This is a genomic window from Streptomyces sp. NPDC050161 (assembly GCF_044460025.1).
GTDB lineage: Bacteria > Actinomycetota > Actinomycetes > Streptomycetales > Streptomycetaceae > Streptomyces.
In genome coordinates, this window is record NZ_JBITJM010000015.1 from 1 (window position 1) to 20,125 (window position 20,125).

At 71.0% G+C, this 20,125-nt stretch carries 18 protein-coding genes and 2 pseudogenes; 9 read left to right on the forward strand and 11 right to left on the reverse strand.

Going from position 1 to position 20,125, the window contains the following annotated elements:
• Positions 1 to 133: 133 nt before the first annotated feature.
• Positions 134 to 2,353 carry an NB-ARC domain-containing protein gene (locus ACIBK8_RS23500; protein WP_399043968.1) on the forward strand — a complete coding sequence of 740 codons (2,220 nt, stop codon included), beginning with the start codon at positions 134 to 136 and terminating at the stop codon, positions 2,351 to 2,353.
• Positions 2,354 to 2,946: 593 nt separating this feature from the next.
• Here the strand turns inward: ACIBK8_RS23500 and ACIBK8_RS23505 are convergent.
• Positions 2,947 to 3,078 (reverse strand): annotated as a pseudogene (locus ACIBK8_RS23505) (flavin reductase family protein); the annotation flags it as partial.
• A 117-nt stretch (positions 3,079 to 3,195) separates the two neighbouring features.
• Here ACIBK8_RS23505 and ACIBK8_RS23510 point away from each other — a divergent pair.
• Entirely contained in the window at positions 3,196 to 3,780 is a 585-nt protein-coding gene (locus tag ACIBK8_RS23510) for an AAA family ATPase (protein ID WP_399043767.1), read from the forward strand.
• A 12-nt stretch (positions 3,781 to 3,792) separates the two neighbouring features.
• Here the strand turns inward: ACIBK8_RS23510 and ACIBK8_RS23515 are convergent, their stop codons facing one another.
• From ACIBK8_RS23515 to ACIBK8_RS23525, 3 genes are all read right to left on the reverse strand, one after another.
• On the reverse strand, positions 3,793 to 4,122 hold the full coding sequence (locus tag ACIBK8_RS23515; RefSeq protein ID WP_399043768.1) for a hypothetical protein: 330 nt from the start codon (positions 4,120 to 4,122) through the stop codon (positions 3,793 to 3,795).
• 106 nt (positions 4,123 to 4,228) lie between these two features.
• A complete protein-coding gene (locus tag ACIBK8_RS23520; RefSeq protein WP_399043769.1) occupies positions 4,229 to 5,008 on the reverse strand; it encodes a VOC family protein in 780 nt (259 codons plus the stop codon).
• Positions 5,009 to 5,261: 253 nt separating this feature from the next.
• Positions 5,262 to 5,759 (reverse strand): MarR family winged helix-turn-helix transcriptional regulator, encoded by a 498-nt coding sequence (locus ACIBK8_RS23525; protein ID WP_399043770.1) that lies wholly within the window; start codon positions 5,757 to 5,759, stop codon positions 5,262 to 5,264.
• A gap of 57 nt (positions 5,760 to 5,816) precedes the next feature.
• Here ACIBK8_RS23525 and ACIBK8_RS23530 point away from each other — a divergent pair, with 57 nt between their 5' ends.
• Positions 5,817 to 6,764 carry an amidohydrolase family protein gene (locus tag ACIBK8_RS23530; protein ID WP_399043771.1) on the forward strand — a complete coding sequence of 316 codons (948 nt, stop codon included), beginning with the start codon at positions 5,817 to 5,819 and terminating at the stop codon, positions 6,762 to 6,764.
• A 48-nt stretch (positions 6,765 to 6,812) separates the two neighbouring features.
• Here the strand turns inward: ACIBK8_RS23530 and ACIBK8_RS23535 are convergent, their stop codons facing one another.
• Positions 6,813 to 7,928, reverse strand: a complete 1,116-nt coding sequence (locus ACIBK8_RS23535) for a hypothetical protein (RefSeq protein WP_399043772.1) — start codon at positions 7,926 to 7,928, stop codon at positions 6,813 to 6,815.
• Positions 7,929 to 8,160: 232 nt separating this feature from the next.
• The gene (locus ACIBK8_RS23540; protein ID WP_399043773.1) at positions 8,161 to 9,000 is read right to left on the reverse strand and encodes a class I SAM-dependent methyltransferase; all 840 of its coding nucleotides are present in this window, start codon (positions 8,998 to 9,000) and stop codon (positions 8,161 to 8,163) included.
• A 494-nt stretch (positions 9,001 to 9,494) separates the two neighbouring features.
• Here ACIBK8_RS23540 and ACIBK8_RS23545 point away from each other — a divergent pair, with 494 nt between their 5' ends.
• On the forward strand, positions 9,495 to 9,902 hold the full coding sequence (locus tag ACIBK8_RS23545; protein ID WP_399043775.1) for an ATP-binding protein: 408 nt from the start codon (positions 9,495 to 9,497) through the stop codon (positions 9,900 to 9,902).
• Between the two features lie 30 nt (positions 9,903 to 9,932).
• On the opposite strand, the gene ACIBK8_RS23550 is transcribed toward ACIBK8_RS23545, so the two are convergent.
• Both ACIBK8_RS23550 and ACIBK8_RS23555 read right to left on the reverse strand, forming a co-directional pair.
• Complete coding sequence (locus tag ACIBK8_RS23550; protein ID WP_399043776.1) at positions 9,933 to 10,823, reverse strand: SigB/SigF/SigG family RNA polymerase sigma factor; 891 nt, start codon at positions 10,821 to 10,823, stop codon at positions 9,933 to 9,935.
• 185 nt (positions 10,824 to 11,008) lie between these two features.
• On the reverse strand, positions 11,009 to 11,359 hold the full coding sequence (locus ACIBK8_RS23555) for a CrcB family protein (protein ID WP_399043777.1): 351 nt from the start codon (positions 11,357 to 11,359) through the stop codon (positions 11,009 to 11,011).
• A 298-nt stretch (positions 11,360 to 11,657) separates the two neighbouring features.
• Between ACIBK8_RS23555 and ACIBK8_RS23560 the strand changes: the two genes are divergently transcribed.
• Together ACIBK8_RS23560 and ACIBK8_RS23565 are read left to right on the forward strand one after the other, a co-directional pair.
• Positions 11,658 to 12,509 (forward strand): MIP/aquaporin family protein, encoded by an 852-nt coding sequence (locus ACIBK8_RS23560; protein ID WP_399043779.1) that lies wholly within the window; start codon positions 11,658 to 11,660, stop codon positions 12,507 to 12,509.
• 320 nt (positions 12,510 to 12,829) lie between these two features.
• Positions 12,830 to 14,263, forward strand: a complete 1,434-nt coding sequence (locus ACIBK8_RS23565; RefSeq protein WP_399043780.1) for an APC family permease — start codon at positions 12,830 to 12,832, stop codon at positions 14,261 to 14,263.
• Between the two features lie 79 nt (positions 14,264 to 14,342).
• Here ACIBK8_RS23565 and ACIBK8_RS23570 read toward each other — a convergent pair whose 3' ends face one another.
• The 3 genes and pseudogenes from ACIBK8_RS23570 to tatA form a co-directional block, all read right to left on the reverse strand.
• Positions 14,343 to 15,143, reverse strand: coding sequence for a hypothetical protein (locus tag ACIBK8_RS23570; RefSeq protein ID WP_399043782.1), 801 nt, complete (start codon positions 15,141 to 15,143; stop codon positions 14,343 to 14,345).
• 52 nt (positions 15,144 to 15,195) lie between these two features.
• Complete coding sequence (locus ACIBK8_RS23575; protein ID WP_399043783.1) at positions 15,196 to 15,783, reverse strand: TerD family protein; 588 nt, start codon at positions 15,781 to 15,783, stop codon at positions 15,196 to 15,198.
• A gap of 318 nt (positions 15,784 to 16,101) precedes the next feature.
• Positions 16,102 to 16,353 (reverse strand): annotated as a pseudogene (gene tatA / locus ACIBK8_RS23580) (Sec-independent protein translocase subunit TatA); the annotation flags it as partial.
• Positions 16,354 to 16,499: 146 nt separating this feature from the next.
• Here tatA and ACIBK8_RS23585 point away from each other — a divergent pair.
• The 3 genes from ACIBK8_RS23585 (at position 16,500) to ACIBK8_RS23595 (ending at position 20,079) form a co-directional block, all read left to right on the forward strand.
• Positions 16,500 to 18,014, forward strand: a complete 1,515-nt coding sequence (locus ACIBK8_RS23585; protein WP_399043785.1) for an LCP family protein — start codon at positions 16,500 to 16,502, stop codon at positions 18,012 to 18,014.
• A gap of 42 nt (positions 18,015 to 18,056) precedes the next feature.
• A complete protein-coding gene (locus tag ACIBK8_RS23590) occupies positions 18,057 to 19,409 on the forward strand; it encodes a hypothetical protein (protein ID WP_399043786.1) in 1,353 nt (450 codons plus the stop codon).
• A gap of 133 nt (positions 19,410 to 19,542) precedes the next feature.
• Entirely contained in the window at positions 19,543 to 20,079 is a 537-nt protein-coding gene (locus tag ACIBK8_RS23595; protein ID WP_399043788.1) for a GNAT family N-acetyltransferase, read from the forward strand.
• The last annotated feature ends 46 nt before the right edge of the window (positions 20,080 to 20,125 follow it).

Genomic DNA, 20,125 nt, shown 5'->3' on the forward strand with positions numbered 1-20,125 from the left:
TCGCTGGAACAACTCCCACAACTCTTCCGGCACCAACCGCTCAACGATCCCCACCACAACCGACAGCCTACCGAACCAAATGAGATGACTTGTAACAAGCGGCGGACGGGAACGCACGGTTCCCACCTGCGCGCTGCTCGGCCCCTCCGGCATCGGCAAGACGAGTACCGCCGCCGATTTCGCCTACGACATGGCCGACTCCTACGACCACATCTTCTGGGTGAACGGCGAGAGCAGCACGTCCCTACGCTCCTCCTTCCAGAGCATTCACGACTGGCTGCTCCGTCGCACGGACAACATCCCAAATACCGACAGCAGTCGGCTCCGTGACCAGGTGCGCACGCTACTGAGCTCCTCGGCACGCCCCTGGCTCGTGATCATCGACAATGTCGTCGACCGCCGTTTGGTGGATCCTTGGGTTCCGACCAGCGGGCGCGGCCACGTCCTCATCACCTCGACCAACCAGGTCAGTTGGGCAACCCAGCGAGCCAAGGTAGCGATCCAGAGCATGACTCCCGATCAGGCCACAGAGCTGATCAGGATGCGCCTGCACCATGAGGGAGATTGGGATGCCGACAGCGAGGGGACCGCTGCGGCTCTCGCAGAACAGCTTGAGTACTGGCCACTGGCGATAGAGCTCGCCTGCGGTCACCTTGCCGGTTGCGAGTTCGGGCTCAGGGAAGCGGGACGCTATCTGGGGCAGATCCGTGATCTAGCGCTGAATGACCGAGACGCCATTCCGCACGGGTACCCTGAGACGCTGGTCGGAGCCATCCGGTTGGCTCTGAAACGCCTGATGGACAAGGAAGAGCTGCAGCCGGCGTCCGAGGCCGCAGCCCACGCACTGCTCCCCGCGGCCTATTTCGCCTCCCGGCAGATTCCGATCTGGCTTCTCTACTTCTCCACCCTAATGTCCAGCGACAACGCCGTCCGGTCGGGTCTTCGCCATCCAGTGGTCTTTGGCCCGCAGGCCAAGGTCCCTTTCACCGCCCATGAGATGCATCGTGCGCTGCGTGCCGAGTCACTGGCCCGGCGCGATGAACCCCTGTGCACGCTGCCTCAGCAGGAATGGTCCACCGCGCACTGCGAAGGCGTCGACGACACGATCAACATCAACGAGATCGTGCAGCATGTCATCCGCACGCTGGCGGAAGGCCACACCGACGTGTCCGAGATCCTGAGTCGAGCTGCGTACCATGCTCAGGGGTGGCTGACGGCGTTTCTCGAGGCGAATGACGACAAGCATCTCCTGGCAGTCCTGCCGCACGTGCAGAGCCTCGCCAGCCATGCCGGCCGACTGGGCATCGCCACGGACACGCTGGCGGTCATGTGGGGCAACCTAGCCGGTACCTACGTGCTGCGGGGGAAGCTGGACGACGCCCGGCAGGCATTCGAGAACGAGCTGGAATACCTGCTGACCCGCAAGGAACCGGCCCCCGTGCTTGAGCTGAAGACCCGTTCCCAGCTCGTGGACGTACTGAGAAACATCGGTGAAGCATCGGCAGTGTGGCTGCCTCATCTGCAACGCGCCCGAGACCTCGCCTTCCAACTGGCCGACTCCCGGCCCGAGGACGTGTCCATGGCCGTCGCCAACTGCCTGACGGTGCTCAGCAGTCACACCGGCCAGGGCGCCCTGGAGCCAGAGGTACAAGCCCTCACAGCCGATTTCGCCTCCCTGCGCCAACGAATGCCGGCCACTGAGTCCTTGCGCATTCAGCACGAGATCGGCCAGATCAATGACGCCCTCACGACCGGGCTCATGACCGACGAGGAAGTAGAGCAGCGCTGCCGAACGCTACTTAAGGACAACGGCCTTCGGGGCCCACAACGCCTCGAACTGACAGGGCTCCTCACCGAGTCCCTGGCCTATCAGCATCGATGGAACGATGCTCTGGAACACCTTCAAACCATTCACCCGTTCGCGGTCGAGCAGCCGCTGCACCCGCAGGTGATCGCCAAGACCCTGCACAACGTGGGGCTGCGAGTGGGGCTGGCCGCTGCCTGCGGCGTGCCCGAATGTCGCACCGCACTCATGGTCCTCATCGGCGAAGCCGACGCACCACCCGCCCCCGGGTGCCAGCAGCTTCTATCCCTTCTCGTCAGCATCGCGTCGCGCATGGCGGTCGAGCATCTCAGTCTCCAAGCAGGGGTGACCTGCATGCTCTTCAAGATGCAGATGCTGCGCCTCCTGGAAGCCGTGTGCGACCGGGAGCACGACGCGATCCGCGAAATCCACGAGGGCCTCAATGGTCTCGACGCGGCGGCACTCGACCGGGAAGACGAGTTCGGTTGGAGGCTACTTTCCCAGGTCATCTCCGCTTCCGCTGTCAGCATGAGGCTCCGCGGCGATTGAGCTGCTCACGATCTTCCCAGCGGACTCGAACCACGCGGTGCAGGTGGCCGAAAGTCCCCTGCCGATGACGGCAGCCAGGCTCACACAACGCCGTGGCCGGCGGGAGTCCGGACACCTTTATGGTCTTGGCGCTCAGGCTCGCCCTGGGGAAGCTGGCGCCACCACCGGCCGTAGTTGATAGGACGGGCCACCCGCGAGAGCGTCCTCCACTCTCGCGATCGCTCCCACGACTTCCCATTCCCGACCGCCCCTGTCGCCCGGGCCAGCAACTACCAAGATCCGGACCATCCCCGGACCAGTCCCTGCCCGAGAGCCTCACAGGGTGCCATTTCCGCAGGTCGAAACGGGCGCATGTGCTGTACCACCAGCAGGCGAAGAACCTGTTGGTGTCCGTAGGCATCAGTAACCGCTTGCCGCTGCCACAAAGGGCGCCTCACCAGACATTGGCGGACAGCGTCAACGGGGCGGAAGGCTCATGAACGCCACGCAGACCACGTAGCAGCATCTGTCGCCACTCCCCCGGTTCCTTGCACCACCCCGCTGACCAGGGCTAACGTCCCCCTCAGCCGATACCGCTTTCCTCAGAACTACGCAGGCGCGAGATTCGCGGCGCCTTCCGGGCCGACGGTGGAGACCCAGGCGATGGGGCGCGGCACCACGACGGCGGTCAGGAGGCGGTAGAAATCGTTGCGGGGCATGGCTGCGGGGTCGAAGTCGGTACGCATGGTGATCAGTATCCATGCGCGCGGGCAAGCCCCTGCGGCGGTTTCCGCCGGTGCACGGCGTCAGCCGCACACCGGCGCCGTACCGGCAGCCGAAGCGAGGAACGGAGAAGGGTGATCATGAAGGCACCGGGACGGGCGATCGTCCTCGCGGGGACGTCCGGAGCGGGCAAGAGCTCAACGGCCGCGCAGCTCCAGGAGATTCTTCCGGACGCCTTCCTCGTCCTGGGCCTCGACACCTTCTTCGGCATGCTGCCGCACCGCTGGACCAGCGAGGGAACGGCGAGCGCCGAGGGGTTCTCCTACCTCCGGGACACCGATCCGCGGGACGGCCGCGCACGCCTGCGGATCGGCTACGGAGCGGTCGGCGCGCAGCTGCTGGCCGGTATGCGCCGGGCGGTGGACGGCCTGCTGCGGGAGGGGAACAACGTCATCGTCGACGAGATGCCGATCGACGCCGGAGTGATGCCGGCCTGGCGGCGTGCGCTCCGGGGCCACGACGTGTTGTGGGTGCATCTCACCGCGCCCTTGGCGGTCCTGGAGGAGAGGGAGGCGGCGCGTTTCCCGGCACGGTTCCGCGGGTTGAGCCGGGGCCACCTCGACGTGTGCGAGCCGGACGGTTTCGATCTCGTCGTCGACGCCGCGGCGCTCACCCCGCGGGAACGCGCACAGCGCATCGCGGCGGCGCTACCACCGCGCCGCTGACCTGCTCGTCCGCTACCGGTGGGCGGTCCGGTGCCCGAAGAGGTGCGGGCGGCGGTGACGGCGGGTGTCGGCCGACGGCGCGTCGGTGTCCCGCAGCGCGGCGCGCCTCTCGCGGCGCGGGGAGCGGCGCAGACCGGCCAGCAGCATGCTCAGCCCCAGGACACCCACCGCGCCGACGATCACGCCGAAGAGGAACAGCGCGCCGGTCGATCCGGTCACGTGGTAGCCGAACACGGTGAACACCTGCGTGAGTTCGTGCCCGGTGCCGACGTTCGTGACGACGGCGGCGACCCCGACGGCTATCGCGGCGATCAGCAGGATGAGGCCGAGAATCACGATCATGGCGTGCTCCGAAGCTGACGAAGGGCGGCGGCGGGCCCGGCACTTCTCAGCGTGGACCCGCCCGCGCCCGGCAGCCACCCGGACGGCCCGCGGCGGCTTGCGCGCGCTACGGGGTGGAGACCGTGAACAGCCCGCCGTCCGGGTCGCGGATGACCGCCTGCGGGCCTGACGTGCCGACGGTGGGCGGCAGCGGCAGCACGAAGCCGCCGGCGGCAGCCGCGGCGGCAGCCGTCCGTTCGACGTCGTCGACGTGGAAGTGGATGTGCCACTGCGGGCGCACATGCGGGTCGGGGGCGGACTCGACCCCGCCGCCCCGCAGCGTGGCGACCGTACGGCCGCCCTCGCTCACCACGACCTCCTCGTCCGCGTACATGACGTCGCAGCCACCGGGGCGTTCTGATGCCCAGCCGAAGACCTCCGCGTAGAAGATCGCCGCGTCGAAGGCGTCGCGGGTGCGCAGTTCGAGGAGCGGCGGCGCACTGCCGTGGCCGACGGACCAGGCGGGGGTGCGTCCCTCCCAGAAGCCGAAGTTGGCGCCGTCGCGGTCGGCCGCCAGGGCCACCCGTCCGTGTCCCAGGCGGAGCGGGCCGACGGCGACGGTGGCGCCGCGTTCCCTGATCCGGGCCGCGGTGTCGTCGGCGCCTTCGACCGCGAAGTACGGGGTCCAGACGACCGGCAGGTGCCATTTCGGCGCGACGGCGCCGAGGCCCGCCACCGGTTTCCCTCCGGCGAGCGCGACGGAGAAGTCGTCGCCGAGGCTGCCCGGCCTGAAGGTCCAGCCGAGCACCTGACCGTAGAAGTCCTGCGCGCTGCTGAGGTCGTGAGTCGACAGGCTCACCCAGCACGGAGCGCCCGGCACGGGAGCGACGTACTCCGCGGTCGGCATGGCGTCAGCCTCCTGTTTCCGTGCCCGGCCGGATCGGTCTTCGAGCGCTGAAGGTTCCTGACCACCCCCGGCCGCCCGGGGGGCATGGCCGCTCCCCTCACCACTTCACGCCGAAAGCGCGCCGCCCGCGACATGGGGAGAGCCGAGCAGGTGCCGGGCCCGGCCGCCGCGGGCGTGGTCGGCGGGCAGCCCGACGGACGTCCGGATGCCCTCCTCGCCGATCAGGCCGGTGCGGCCGAAGGCGCCGCTCCCGTCAGGCGTCCAGGGCGGTGATCGCTTCGGCCAGGTCGTGCAGTTGGCGGGTGAGCCGGGCGCGTTCGCCGGACGGGATCCGGGCGAGGGTCCTGGTCTGGCGTTCGCGCAACCGGGCGCGTACGGCCGTCAGTTGGCGCAGGCCCTCTTCGGTGAGGCCGACCAGGACCCGGCGTTCGTCGGCGGGCGAGCGGTGACGGGTGACGCTGCCCTTGCTCTCCAGCTGCTGGAGCATCCGGGTGGCGGTGGGGACGCTGACCCCGGCGGCGGCGGCCAGCCGGCCGACCGGCAGCTCGTCATCCGCCGCCAGCGGTTCGAGCAGGGCCAGCTGCGCCAGGGTCAGGCCGGATCCCGCCTGACCTGCGACCGAGCGGGCGCGGCGCATCGCGTAGAAGAGCGCGTCGGCGGCCTGCGCCAGCTCGTCCACCCCGGCGGCCGACGCCCCGGGCGCCTCCGGTCCCGCATTGTCGTCCTGGGCCTTGTTGTGTCTTCCCTCCATGACCGTTAGCTTACTCAAGGAAATCATTAGCAAGCTAACTGATAGCGAGGCAATGAAATGGACCTGCCCGCGCGCATCGATGTGCACCAGCACCTGGTTCCGCCCGTCTGGGCGGCGGCCCTGGAAGCCCGTGGCCTGGACTCCGGCGGCTGGGCCGTTCCGGCCTGGAGCGCGCCCGGCGCGCTCGCGATGATGGACGAGCAGGGCATCGCCGCCGGCGTCCTGTCCGTCACCTCGCCCGGCGTGCACCTCGGAGGCGGGGACGCCGAGGCCCGCGCCCTGGCCCGTGCCGTCAACGAGTACGGCGCCGAGATGGCCAAGGACCACCCCGACCGGATCGGCTCCTTCGCCTCCGTGCCGCTGCCGGACGTGGACGGCGCCCTGGAGGAGACGGCCTACGCGCTGGACACCCTGGGCGCCGACGGCGTGGTGCTGATGTCCAACGCCCGGGGCCGCTACCTGGGCGACCCGGATTTCGAGCCGCTGTGGGCCGAGCTGGACCGGCGCGAGGCGGTGGTGTTCGTGCACCCCGCGCAGCCCCCGATGGCGCTGCTCCCCGGCACCCCGGCGCCGCTCGCCGACTACGTCTTCGACACCACGCGCACCGCCCTGAACATGCTGCTCAACGGCGTACTGAGCCGGTACCCGAAAGTGCGGGTCATCCTGTCGCACGGCGGCGGCTTCCTGCCGTACGCGGCCTACCGGTTCGCCGGCCTGACCTCGACCGTGACCGACACCGGCCGCACCGCCGACGACGTCATCCGCGACCTCAAGCGCTTCCACTTCGACACCGCGCTGGCCGCCAGCCCCAGCGCGCTGCCCGCGCTGCTGGCGTTCGCCGAGCCGGGCCACGTCCTCTACGGCAGCGACTGGCCCTTCGCCCCGCAGGACGCCGGCAGTTACTACAACCACTTCCTGGAGACGTACCCCGACTTCACCCCGGGCCAGGCCGAGGCGATCGACCGTGGCAGCGCCGCAGCTCTCTTCCCTCGGCTCGCCCGCTGATCACCGGCCGAGGCGGTCCACCAGGGCGCGCTCCGGGCGCCGCGCCCGTCAGCCCCGCGCGGACTCCGTCCGGCGCAGCAGGGCGCCGAGGCCGCCGGCCGGTGCTTGCGTGACGTCATGGATGACCACGGCCTCCGCGCCGTCCGCGACCGCCGAGCACACCAGCGCGTCGTCGGCGCGTGCCGGGGCCGGGTGCGCCTCGCCCAGGCGATGCAACTCCGAGCCGTGGACGGCGAGTTGGTCGGCCCGTGAGCCCACCCAGACCTCGCTGCCCACGTCCGGGCCGTCCGGGCTGATGAGCAGCGTGTCGATGCGGTGCTCCCGCGCCGCGTCGACGAGAGAGGCGACGCCGGCCACCACCTCGGGGTCTGCGCCTCCCCCGGGCCCGGCACTCGCCTTGAAGCGTCCCAGCACCTCATCGACGTGCTCCTGTTCGCGGGCCGCCCGCAGCTGGGCGATGTCCCGCGCCACCCGCTCGCTCTCCGCTCCGGGCCCCCGCCCGCCGTGTCCGGTCTCGTAGGTCACGGCACGGAGCGGTTCGGGGAGCCCGTCGAACACGGCGCGGCGCTCGGGTGCGTCACCGGTCAGCAGCATGATCTCCGCCCCGCAGCTGTCGAACGCCGCACCGGCAGCGGCGGCGATCTCGCCCGCGTTCCGCTCCCAGGTGTTCTCCGGCCGCGTCCGGAAGTGCCGCTCGGACCAGTCCGCCGCTGGTGTGCCGTGGGCCCGGCCCGCGCCCCGGCTCCCGTGGTCGTCCCGCACCGTGAGGTCGGCGCCGGTCCGGTCGACGTGCACGACGAGGCAGACGGGGTCGTCACCGAAGGCTTCGAGCAGCGGTGTCAGCCGGGGCAGATGCGACCAGGTGGCGAACGGGCCGACGGGCCGCCCGGGAAGCCGTTGGTCGAGCACCACCTCACCGTTGGCGGCGAGCAGCGCCCGGCCACGGTCCGCGGCCGATGCGCCGCCGGGCGGCGTGACCAGCGCCGCGTGCACCGCACCGCAGGTGGCCTCGTCCGCACCCAGCTCGAACAGCCGGTCCGTGACGGCCTTCGCCGACAACTCCTGCTGCGCGGCGGCGTCTTCCGCGCCGTAGGAGGCGTCGGCGTACACGGATATCCACGGGCCGGTCCGGTCGATGACGGGCCGCAGGAGCGAGAGTCGCATGGCACTGCCTCCTCGTCTGCACGCTGAGGATGCGTACGGGATGCTGCGGACCGGGTGCGCGCGGCGGCTGTGAGGAACCCCGCCGGACGCGCGTCGGCCGGGCCCGCCTGCACAAAAGCCCCTGGTCACGGAGGTCGTCGGATCCACATTACGCCCGCGGTCGGCGGTCCGCCCGGCGCGGGTGTGAGCAGGCCCGTGGCCCGGGACCGGCCGTCGGTCCGCCCGGCCGGTGTCACCGCTCGGGCTTGCGCCAGATCATGATTCCGGTCGCCGGCAGCCGTTCGGCGAAGCGGTTCTCGGGTGCCGCCTGCCGCAGCACCTCGCGCAGGTCCCGCTCGAAGTCCGGCAGCCTGTCGCCGAACAGGTGCGGTGCGCAGTTGGAGCGGGAGAACACCCACGCCACCATGTCGTCCGTGGTGCGGTCGGCCACGCCTCCGGCAGGCACGACATGCCGTTCGCAGTTCACGAACCCGGTCCGGGCGAGGACCAGGTCCTCCCGGTCCGGTGTGCCGTTGACGAGCACTCCCCGCCCCGCACGGCGCACCGGTCCCAGATAGCGGCGCACCAGCTCGCCGATCCGGTCGTACGGGGGCGCGGGCCACGGCAGCGGCGTCGGTGCGTCGGGCGGCACGTCCAGGTCGCTGATGTGGACGAACGCACCTCCGGGCTCCAGCATCTCCCGCACGGTGGCCGCGACACGCTCGCGGTCCGTCCAGTGGAAGGACTTGGCGAACACCACGGCGCGGAATTCGCCGAGACCCGCCGGCAGGTCCTCGGCGCAGACCGCAGCCCAGCGCGCGTTGGTCACCCCGCGGCGTTCGGCCTGCCGCTCGGCCTCGGCCACCATGTCCGCGTCCGGGTCGATGCCGACCGCCTCGGTGACGTAGCGCGCCAGCGCGAGCAGCGCGGTGCCGGGTCCGCAGCCGACGTCGAGGATTCTGCCCCGGCCGTCCAGACCGATGGCCGTGGCCAGTGTCCCGGCGAATCCGGGCGCGTACGGGAGCCGGCCGCGCTCGTAGTAGGCCGCGGTTCCCTGGAACAGGGCGCTGTCCCACTGCCCTCCGTCAGGCATCACAAGTCCGCTCCACACGTGGGGAACCACCGGCGGGTCCGAGCCCGTCGGTGGTGTCGCGGTCATGGGTCCGCGCCGGTGCGGGGCGCGGTTCCGGCGGGACGCGGACCCGCCCGTTGCGTCGGACCGCGTGCGCCGCCCACCTCAGCGCCGGCACGACAAGTGTGGCACCCGGTTCCGCTCCCCGCATCGGCGCCGGTGACCGCCTCTCCCGCGCCGGGCCGACGGCCCGGCGGCCCGGCGGACCCGCCCCAGGGCCGGGCGTCGCGGCGGCCCGGCGCACCGATATTCTGGACACCGACGACATCCCGGCCCTGCCGCACACCGTCCCGTTCAGGGCCTCCCGTGAACGGCGGTGCCGGGGATCTCTCACGGGCGCCTGCCACGCATCCTTTTCACCCGGATTCCGCTGGGTAGACGGACCTGGACCGCAGGCGGACGCCTGGGGGAAAGCAACCGAACGAGAGGCCCCGCCGACAGGGGTGAAGACGCTTATGCATCAGCTTGCGACGGACGATCACACGGCCCGGTCCGCCCTGCCCGTCTGCCGTCCCGGTACGGCGGCGGACGCCCGGGACTTCGCCGCCGGCTTCGTCGCCGCGCTCACCCCCGAGCTGCCCGCGACCACCGTCCAGAACCTGCTCCTGCTGGTGTCCGAGCTGGTCGCCAACGCCTTGCGGCACGCGGGCGCCGTCACGGCCCTGCACCTGACCGCGGATCTCGACAGCATCCTGGTCGGCGTCGAGGACCCCAGCCCCGCGCACCCGCAGGAGCGCCGACCCGACCTCACCGGCCGGACGGGCGGCTTCGGTTGGCCCATGGTGCGCAGCCTGGCCCGCGACATCACGATCAGGCCGCACCCGTGCGGCGGCAAGATCCTGCTGGCCACCCTCGCCCGGTGAGCACCGGGGCCGGATGGCCCGCGCGGTCGCTCACTCCTCGGCGAGCAGGCCGTCGCGCAGGGTGCTGAAGGCACGGCTGAGCAGGCGGGAGACGTGCATCTGGGACAGGCCGAGCTCCGCGCCGATCTCCGACTGGGTCATCTCCTCGCCGAAGCGGAGCCGGATCAGGATGCGCTCCCGCTCGTCGAGCCCGGCGAGGTGCGGTTTGAGCGCGTGCAGGTCTTCGGCCAGCGCGAGCGCCGGGTCCTCCTGGCCGATGAGATCGGCGACGAGCCCGGCCTGCTGCCTGCCCCGCGTGTGGACGGGCCGGTCGATGGAGTCGGAGTCGTAACCGTTGCAGGCGACGAGCCCTTCGTTGACCTCTTCCTCCTTCAGGCCGAGGTGGCTCGCCAGGTCGGCGACGCCGGGCTCGTGGACGCCGTCGCCCTCCAGTTCCTCGCGGGCGCGGGCGAGGTCGACGCGGAGTTCCTGGAGTCGGCGCGGCACACGTACCGACCAGGTGGTGTCACGGAAGAACCGCTTGATCTCGCCGCTGATGTAGGGGACGGCGAAGGTCGTGAACTCGTTCTCCAGCGAGGTGTCGAAGCGGTCGATGGCCTTGATCAGGCCGATGGTGCCGACCTGCACGATGTCGTCCGTCTCCGGTCCCCGGCTGCGGAAGCGGCGTGCGACGTACTGCACCAGCGACAGGTTCATCTCGATGAGGGTGTTGCGCGCGTACTGATACTCGTGCGTCCCCTCCTCCAGCGCCGTGAGCCGTTCGAAGAACAGCCGCGACAGCTCACGGGCGTCGGCCGGCGCGACGGTCCGGGGGGATTCGATGCGGGGCAGTGCCACCGGGTCGTCGAAGGCGTCCGTCTCCGGCGTGTGCTGCCCCGCCAGGTGTGCGGTGTCCATCGTGGTCGTTCCGGTGTGGCGCATGTCGTGGCTCCCGCCGGTTGCTCGGTCTCCGTCACCCACCCCCATGCCCGTCATCCGCCGTGACATGTCCCTCGGGCACCAACTCTTCGCACCGGTACGGAAGGTGGGCCACGGCGGCGGGGTGCGGGCGCCGCACGCGTCGGTTACCCGCCGCCCCCGCCCGCGTAACGGCCGTGCGGGCGGCGTCAGTTCAGGGCCATGAAGGCACCGACGGCCGCGGCGGGCAGGCCGACGCACCACCCGGCCAGGACGTGGCGCAGTGCGGGCCCGCGCCGGCCGCCCAGTGCCAGCCGCCCGTTGTCGTCTCCGGCGACGCTGTACGCGGTGACGGCACCGGCGAGCAGGATCAGGCCACTGACCATCCGGTGCAGATGCGCCCATCCCGCGAGGGCACCGAGCAGGAAGCATCCCGCGGCGTTCAGGGCGATGGGGATCCAGCGGGCGAGGTCACGGCCGCGTCGGCGCAGTCCGCGTTCCGCGCCGTAGCGGAGTGCGGCGCCGCTCAGTCCGCCGAGCAGGGTCAGTAGCAGAGACACGGGCAGCTCTCTTTTCACGCCGGGAGCGGCGGCGGGGGCGGGGGCCACGGGATTTCTTCCGCCGCGATTGTGCACCGTAATCCTCGCTTTCGGATGGCTCGCGGGCCGCCACGTCGGCGGGGATTCCCTCTGCCGTGCGGCAACTCGTACGGCGCAGCCGTGCCACCCGGCCGGATCATTTATGCCTGGCCGGACGGATTCCGGGTGGCGCGATGGCCCGGGGTGCAATGACGATCATTGCGGACGCCTCGACGCGAGCAGGCCGGGCCCCGAATTCATCGAGGAGACGCCGAATCCCATGAGCGAACCGGTTCCCCAGTCCCGGATCATCCGCGAGATGTCCGCGGAATTCCTGGGCACGATGGTGCTCATTCTCTTCGGGTGCGGCGTGGTCGCCCAGGTGGTGGCCGGGGGCGCCCTCACCGATCCCAAGGGTGGTCTGGGTGACCACGACAGCATCGCCTGGGCCTGGGGTCTCGGTGTCACGCTCGGTGTCTACGTCGCGGCGCGGATCAGCGGCGCCCACCTCAATCCGGCCGTGACGCTGGCACTCGCGGTCTTCAAGGGGTTCTCCTGGGCCAAGGTCGTGCCCTATGCGCTCGCGCAGACGGCCGGCGCCTTCGTCGCCGCGCTCCTGGTGCGCTGGAATTACACCGAGGTGCTGGCCAGGGCGGATCCGGCGCATTCCCTCAAGACGCAGTTCGTCTTTTCCACCCTGCCGGGGAACGGTTCGACCACGGCGGGCATTCACGAGTGGGGCGCATTCCGCGACCAAGTGATCGGTACCGCCCTGCTGTTGCTTCTCATCTTCGCGATCACCGACCTGCTGAACACGCCGCCCGGAGCCAATATGGCGGCGTTCGTCATCGGTCTTGTCGTGGTCGCGATCGGCATGGCGTTCGGGACCGACGCCGGTTACGCGATCAATCCGGCGCGGGATTTCGGGCCCCGGCTCGCCAGCTTCCTCACCGGTTACCGGGGTGCCTGGCGGGATCAGTGGGGCAATTTCTATTTCTGGGTGCCCCTCATCGGCCCCTTGGTCGGTGGTGTGCTCGGCGCCGGTCTGTACAAGTACCTCATCGGCGTCTTCCTGCCGACGGCGGGCACCGAGCCGACCGGCCGCGTCCCCGCTCCGGACGACACACGCTGAACCCGCCGGGATCGGGAACTCACGCTCCGGCGCCGGGGAGTGGGTTCCGGCCACGGGGGAATCCGAAGCGACCGGCCACATGGCAGCAGCGCAACCGATTCCGCGTACGCCTTGCGCCCCCTGCACGGATAAGGACCTCAATACAGGTACCCATCAACGGATTTCGTTGCCTGTGAATCCTTACGAGACCTTGACGTACGTGCCGGGCAGCGGTTGTATTCGGTCACCGAAGCGACGCCCTCGATCCACCGGAAGGCCGTTTCGAGGCACTCTCCCCCCAAAGGATGCCCCCTCCTGCCGCCAGCACTGATGGGACACGGATGACCCAGACGCCCACCGCACCCGTTGCTTCCACGCCGCCGGGCCGGGATTCACGTCACGCGCCGGACGGGGAAGCGCCCCAGCTCAACCGCTCCATCGGGGTGGTGGGCGGCACGCTGCTCACCCTGTCCTGCCTGACACCGGCGTCGTCGCTGTTCGTGATCGTGCCGGATTCGTTCGCCACCCTGGGCACCGGTACCGCGCTCACCATCGCCGTCGCGGCCCTGCTGTGCATAGGCGTCGCCTTCACCTACTCCGAGCTGGGCACGCTGGTGCCCAGCTCCGGTGGCGAGTACGCCATGGTCGGCACGCTGATGGGGCGGCTCGCCGGGTGGCTGGTTTTCGTACTGTCCCTGATCGTCGTCATGATCGTTCCGCCGATCATCGCCCTGGGCACCGCCGACTACCTGGCCCCGCTCGTGCATCTGGATCCGCAGCTCACCGCCGCCGCCGTCATGCTGCTGGCGACCGCCATGGGCCTGCTCGACCTGCGTGCCAATGCCTGGATCACCGGCATCTTCCTGGTGCTCGAGGTGGTGGCCTGCGCGGTCGTCGCGTTCCTCGGCTTCGGGCACGCCGGCCGGCCCGCGTCGGTGCTGATCCATCCCGTGATCGACGCGGGGCACGGGCACAGCAGCGCGGTCACCGCGGGACTGATCGTGACGGGCCTGGCCACCGCGCTCTTCATCCTCCAGGGCTTCTCCACCGCCGTGTACCTCGCCGAGGAGATGGACAATCCGCGCCGCAACGTCTCCCGCACCGTGCTGTGGACCCTCGGCATCGGCGCGGCCATCGTCCTGATCCCGGTGGTCGCGATCACGCTGGGCGCACCGGACCTGGCGACCCTGGGCGCCGGTGACGTCGCCGGCATGGTGACGGGCTGGAGCAATTCGGGTGTCGGCACCTTCGTCAGCCTCTGCATCGCCCTGGCCATCATCAACGCCGCGATCGTGATGGTGATCCAGAACTCCCGCGTGGTCTTCTCGTCGGCCCGCGACGCGGCCTGGCCGGACCGGGTCAACCGCGTCTTCTCGCACGTCGGCAGGCGCTTCGGGTCACCGTGGGCGGCGACCTTGGGTGTGGGCGTCCCCGGTGCGGCCCTGTGCTTCGTCAACCTCGACACCCTGAGCGAGGTGACCGGCGTCGCGGTCGCGGCGATGTACGTCTTCGTCGCGCTGGGCGCGCTGGTGTCCCGCCGCGGGGCGCACAGGCACCGGGCGGCCTGGCGCATGCCGCTGTGGCCGGCGGTCCCGGTGGCGCTCGTCGCGGTGCTCGTGTGGGTGCTGTGTCAGCAGAGCACCAAGAGCCTGGTCATCACCGGCGTCATCGTGGCCGTGGCCGCGCTGTACTGGGTGGGTTATCTCCGCCCGCGGCAGGCGACGCACTGGGTGATCTCGGTGCCCGAGGACGAGCGGGCCCCGGCGGCCGGGTAGGCGGGCGGCCGTGCATCGCCGCCTGCGCACGGCCGCCCGCCCCGCCGGAAGGCCGGCGGCCTGCCGCCTCACGGCCCGGTCATTCCCGGCTCGGCGCCTCGGGCCCGGTGAAGTCCGGGCTGCTGAAGTCGGGGCTCGCGAAGTCGGGCGCGCTGTAGCCGGGCCCGCCGCGCCGACGCCGATGGCCGTCGCCCGCCGTCCCCGCGTCGTCCACGCCGGTCACCGGCAGCGCCCGGCCGGCGACCGGGCCCGCCTTCTTGGACGGGAGTCCGGTATCGAGCCTTCCGAGCAGGAACGGCAGCACGCCGCGTTCCAGCAGCGCGCCGTGCCACGCCTCGCGCGCCCGCACCAGCGCGGCATAGGGGTCCTGCTCCGCACCGCCGTCCGGCACCGAGCGGTTGCGCGCCGCCACGACGAGCATCCAGAACAGCCCGGCCAGCGTCGCCACCGCCGCGATGCAGGCCGCCGTCACCCCGGCGAACACCAGGTCGTCCGCGAGGCTGGACGACATGCCGACGGCGCGCAGCCCGAAGCCGATGAGCAGGAAGATGGCGGCGGCGGTGGCCGCCAGCCCCGGCACCAGCACGCCCAGCGCGGGCAGCAGTCCGCCGGTGGCCCGTGCCGTCCGGCCGGACCGGTGCGGCAGGGTGACCGGCCGGGCGCCTGCGGTACGGAGCGCGAGATAGGTCCGGTACTCCGCCGCTGCCGCAGCGGCGATGGCGGCTTGTGAACCGAGCGCCTGGGCGCGCAACTGCCCGGCGTCGACACCCTCGTCACAGCGGCGCAGCGCGTCGGTGACCTCCGGGGTCCGCAGGGCGCGGTCCAGCAGCTGCTCGAAGTCGGGTCCGTCCTCCGCTCTTAAGCGGATGGGCTCATACACGTGTTCCCCCGAGTCAGGTGAAGAGGGGCGGGCGAGTGGGGCGGCGCCGGTGTCAGCCAACGTCGACCCCGTAGTCGGTGGCGATACCGGCCAGGCCGGACGCGTAGCCCTGGCCGACGGCCCGGAACTTCCATTCGCCGCCGCGGCGGTAGAGGGCACCGAAGACCATGGCGGTCTCGCCCGCGGCGTCGTAGGAGAGTTCGTAGCGGCACATCTCCCGGCCCGTGAGGTTGTCGACGACGCGGATGTAGGCGTCGTCGACCTGGCCGAAGTTCTGGCCGCGCGTTTCGGCGTCGTGCAGCGAGACGGTGAAGACGACCTGCTCGACATCGGCGCCCGGTGCGTCCAGCCGGTCGAGGTCGACGAGGATCTGCTCGTCGTCACCTTCGCCGTCACCCGTGGTGTTGTCTCCGGTGTGACGGACCGCGCCGTCGGGGCTCGCGAGGTTGTTGTAGAAGATGAAGTGCCGGTCGGACACGGCCTTCTGGCCGGGGCCGCAGATTATGGCCGAGGCGTCCAGGTCGACGTCCCGGCCCCCGACGGGCCGGGCGTCCCAGCCGAGGCCGACCGTGACATCCGCGAGCGGGGTGCCGTCCTGGTTGAGGACGACGTTCTGGCCCTTGGTGAGGCTGACGCCCATGGTGCTGCTTCTCCTCTTGCCTGCGATGGGTGACCGGACGGCAAGCCCTCCGGCGTCGTACGGAACCGTCAAGGTGCCCTCCATGATGGTTCCCTGCTTGCGCAATATCTAAAGTATTACCCATGGGCGGAAGCAGGTCGGCGCCCGACGGGGAGCGGTCCGCATCAAGCCATTCATGACGGAACGTCAGGAAGCGGGCCCCGCAGGGCGGTTCACGGTTTCCTGACGTTCATGACGTTCCGGATTTTCCGGTGCCGGGTGCCCGGCGCCCGCGCGCGTCGCACCGGAACCGAACGCCCCCGGATCGGCCACTCCCTCGGGGCGCCCCGTGACCGGGCCGCCCGGCATGGCGTGGATCGTGTGCGGCTCCGGACGCGCCGGCTCGCCGGACTCGTACGTGGCCGCGGGTTCCGTGCCGTCGCTCTTCATGGCCTTGGTCTCGCTCTTGAGGATCCGCAGCGATTTGCCCAGGGCGCGAGCGGTGTCCGGGAGCTTCTTCGACCCGAAGAGCAGGATCACCACAAGCGCCACGATCAGCAGGTGCCAGGGCTCAAGTCCGTTGCGCAGCATCGTGTGCCCGCCTCCCAGTTCGTTGTGGACCGGCGTCCCGCAGGACCCGGCCCCGGATTTCACTTGCTACATTGCGCAACTGTATAACCAAGGCGGTGCCAGCCGCCTTCCCCTGCAAGAAACCCCGCACGGATGAGGGTGTACACGTGACAGGCAGCCATACGGCACGAGTGGGACGCCGCAGCGGCGAGGGGCCTGCCCGACGGCGGCGGCGCAAGCGCAGCAAGGTCCGGATAGCCGCGATCACCGTGGTCTCGTTCCTCGTACTGCTCGCCGCCGGCGCCGGGTGGTTCTACGTCCACCTCGACGGGAAGATCACCACGTTCGGCGCCGACGGGGTGAGCCGCGACCGGCCCGCCGCCGGGACCGGCGGCAGCAACGTGCTGGTCATCGGCTCGGACTCACGCTCGGGCGGCAACAGCAAACTGGGCGGCGGCGAGGGGGCGGTGGGACGCTCGGACACCGCGTTCCTGCTGCACGTCTACGGCGACCGCAAGCACGCCGTGGCGGTCTCCATACCGCGGGACACGCTGGTGACCATACCGGCGTGCAAACTCCCCGACGGGCAGTGGAGCCGGCCGAAGCCCAACACCATGTTCAACGTCGCGTTCACCATCGGCGAGACACCGAAGGGCAACCCCGCCTGCGCCCAGAACACGGTCGAGAAGCTGACCGGGCTGCGGGTGGACCACACCATGGTGGTCGACTTCGAGGGGTTCTCCAAGATGACGTCGGCCGTCGGCGGCGTCCCGGTGTGCCTGCCCAACGAGGTCCGCCAGGGCCATCTCAACCCCAACCGCGGCTCGCTCGGCAAGGTCATCTTCAAGAAGGGACCGCAGACCGTCTCGGGCCAGAAGGCCCTGGACTACGTACGCCTGCGGCACGGCATCGGCGACGGCTCCGACATCGGCCGCATCAAGCGCCAGCAGGCGTTCGTCTCCAGCCTGATCAAGAAGGTCAAGTCGCAGGGGATGAACCCGGCAGCGCTGCTGCCGCTGGCCACCGCCGCCACCGAGTCGCTGACCGTCGACCCCGGTCTGGGCTCGGCGAACAAGCTGATCTCCTTCGCGATGGAGCTGAAGGACATCGACCTGCACAACACCAAGTTCGTGACGCTGCCCTGGCGTTACCAGGGCGCGCGGGTCGCCATCGTGCACCCGGAGGCCGACCAGCTGTGGGCGGCGCTGCGCGCGGACCGCACCATCGACGGCAAGGACGCCCGTGGGGACAAGAGCGGGGACGCGGACGACGGCGGCAAGGCCGACCCGAGCCCCAGCGCCTCGGTGTCCGGCGCGGGCATCAGCGTCAGCGTCTACAACGGCACCACCGTCACGGGGCTCGCGGCCCGCGCGGCCGACGAACTGAAGGGCTCCGGCTTCACCGTCGACCGCACCACCACCGCCTCGACCCAGCACCTCGCCACCACGGTCATCGCCTACGGTCCGGGACAGGAGGACCAGGCCCACACCGTCGCGCGCCTCTTCCCCGACTCGACGACCCGGCAGGCCACCACCCCCGGCATCGACGTCACCGTCGGCACCTCCTACGCACAGGCCCCGGCAGCGGGCCCGTCACCCGCCACCACCGAAGTGCCGCCCGACCTGGCCAAGAAGGCCCGTTCCGCCGACGACAACCCGTGCTCGGACCTGTCGTACGGCTAGGCCCTGCCGTCAAACTCCCGCATTCCTGAAGGAGATCCGTCCATGTCTGCCCTCAGCCGGGCGCTGCTGCCCAGGCTCCTGCCGGCCGTCTTCCTGGCCGTCCTCACACTGGTGGCCGCAGCCGCCGTGGTACCGCGGCCCGCCCACGCCGCGGACGGTCTCGACGCGGTGGCTGCCGCCCTCAAGAAGGGCCCGGTGTACGTCGACCCGCGGGTCGGCGGGCAGTTCCCCGAGGCCGCCGCCGACGCCCTGGCGAAGAAGGTCAGGGAGGCGGACCGGCCGGTGTTCGTCGCGGTGCTGCCGGACGCGCCCGAGTTCCCCCGCCGCACCCTGCTCCAGGACCTGCGCACCAAGGTCGGCATCGCCGGTGTGTACGCCGTGCACCTCGGCGACGACGGCTTCAACGCCGGGGCCGACCCTCGGGTGCTGCCCCGCAACGCGGTGACCAACCTCAAGGGCGCGGCGCGGCGGTCCCACGCAGGCGACACCCGGGCCACGGTGGACGAATTCGCCGGGCAGGCCGCCGCCCAGGCACACGGCCACGCGCCCGCCTCCTGGAGCGAGGAAGCCGACGACGGCACCGACGGGAGCTCCGTGGGCGGGCTGCTCATCGGCGGCGCCATCATCGTGGCCGCAGGCGCGGGCAGTTACGCGCTGTACCGCAGGACCAGGAAGAAGCGTGAGGAGCGGGAGCAGGCCGAACTCAAGGCCCTGCGGCTGGTGGTCGACGAGGACATCACCGCCTTCGGCGAGGCGCTCGAACGACTCGACTTCCACCCGTCCGAGCCCGGGGCCGACGACGCCATGCGGCAGGACTACACCCGCGCGCTGGACGCGTACGACACCGCCAAGTCCGCGATGGACGCCGCGCGCCGCCCCGAGGACGTACGGGCGGTGACCGAGGCGCTGGACGAGGGGCGGTTCGCGCTGGCGACCCTCGCCTCGCGCCGCATCGGCGAACCGCTGCCCGTCCGCCGTGCCCCCTGCTTCTTCGACCCGCGGCACGGCCCGTCCACCGTCGACGTGCAGTGGGCGCCCACCGGCGGCGCACCGCGCACCGTGCCCGCCTGCACCGCGGACGCCACCCGCCTGTCCGCAGGCGAGGAGCCGCAGGCCCGCACGGTGCAGACGCCGGACGGGCCACAGCCCTACTGGAACGCGGGGCCCGCCTACACGCCGTGGGCAGGCGGCTATTTCGGCGGCGGCATGCTGACCGGTCTTGTCGCCGGCACCGTGCTCGGCTCGTTCCTCAGCGCCCCGTCCGCCTTCGCCGACTCCCCCTACGGGGAGAGCGGCACCGAGGGCGGGGACTTCTCCGGGGCGAGCTTCGATCCCGCCGACTTCGGAGGCGGCTTCGGTGACAGCGGCGGCGGCTTCGGGGGTGACGACTGGTGAGGGGCAGAGCCTGTTGGGGGTCGGCGCACGGGCCGGACCAGGCACGTCCGTTGGTGAAGGCGGGGCCAGGGCACGCGAGTTGACCGGCCCGTGCGTCTTGATCATTGACGGGCCCGCTGATTAGCTGGTCGGCATGACTGCACTCGGACCCGTCGCCTGGCCACCTGCCCCGATCAGGACCGAGCGGCTCGTGCTCCGTGAGCCCGAGGCCCGGGACCGTGCGGCGGTCATCGAGCTGCTGGCCTCGCCAGAGGTGAACACCTACCTCGGTGGCCCTCGTCCGCGTGACGACATCGAGCGCGAGATGCCCGGGGCGCCCGGCCGACGTCCCGGCCTTTTCACCGTCGATCTCGACGGAGCGATGATCGGCCAGATCATGCTCACCAGAGAAGCGGGGCGCCTTCGTAAGGCCGCCGGGAAGGCCGAGTTCGGCTACCTGTTCCTGCCGCAGGCGTGGGGACACGGATACGCCGCCGAGGCGTGCGCCGCGGCACTCGACTGGTTCGCCGGCGCGCTTCCCGGCGAACCAGTGGTGCTCGCCACCCAGACCGCCAACATCCGCTCGATGCGCCTCGCGGCGAAGCTGGGGTTCGTCGAGGTGGAGCGGTTCCATGCCTACGACGCCGAGCAGTGGCTCGGCATGAGGTCCCCGGTCACGCCGTCCGATTGAGCTCGGGCTCGACGTGCCGGGCGAAGGGTGGCACTCCGGCACTCTT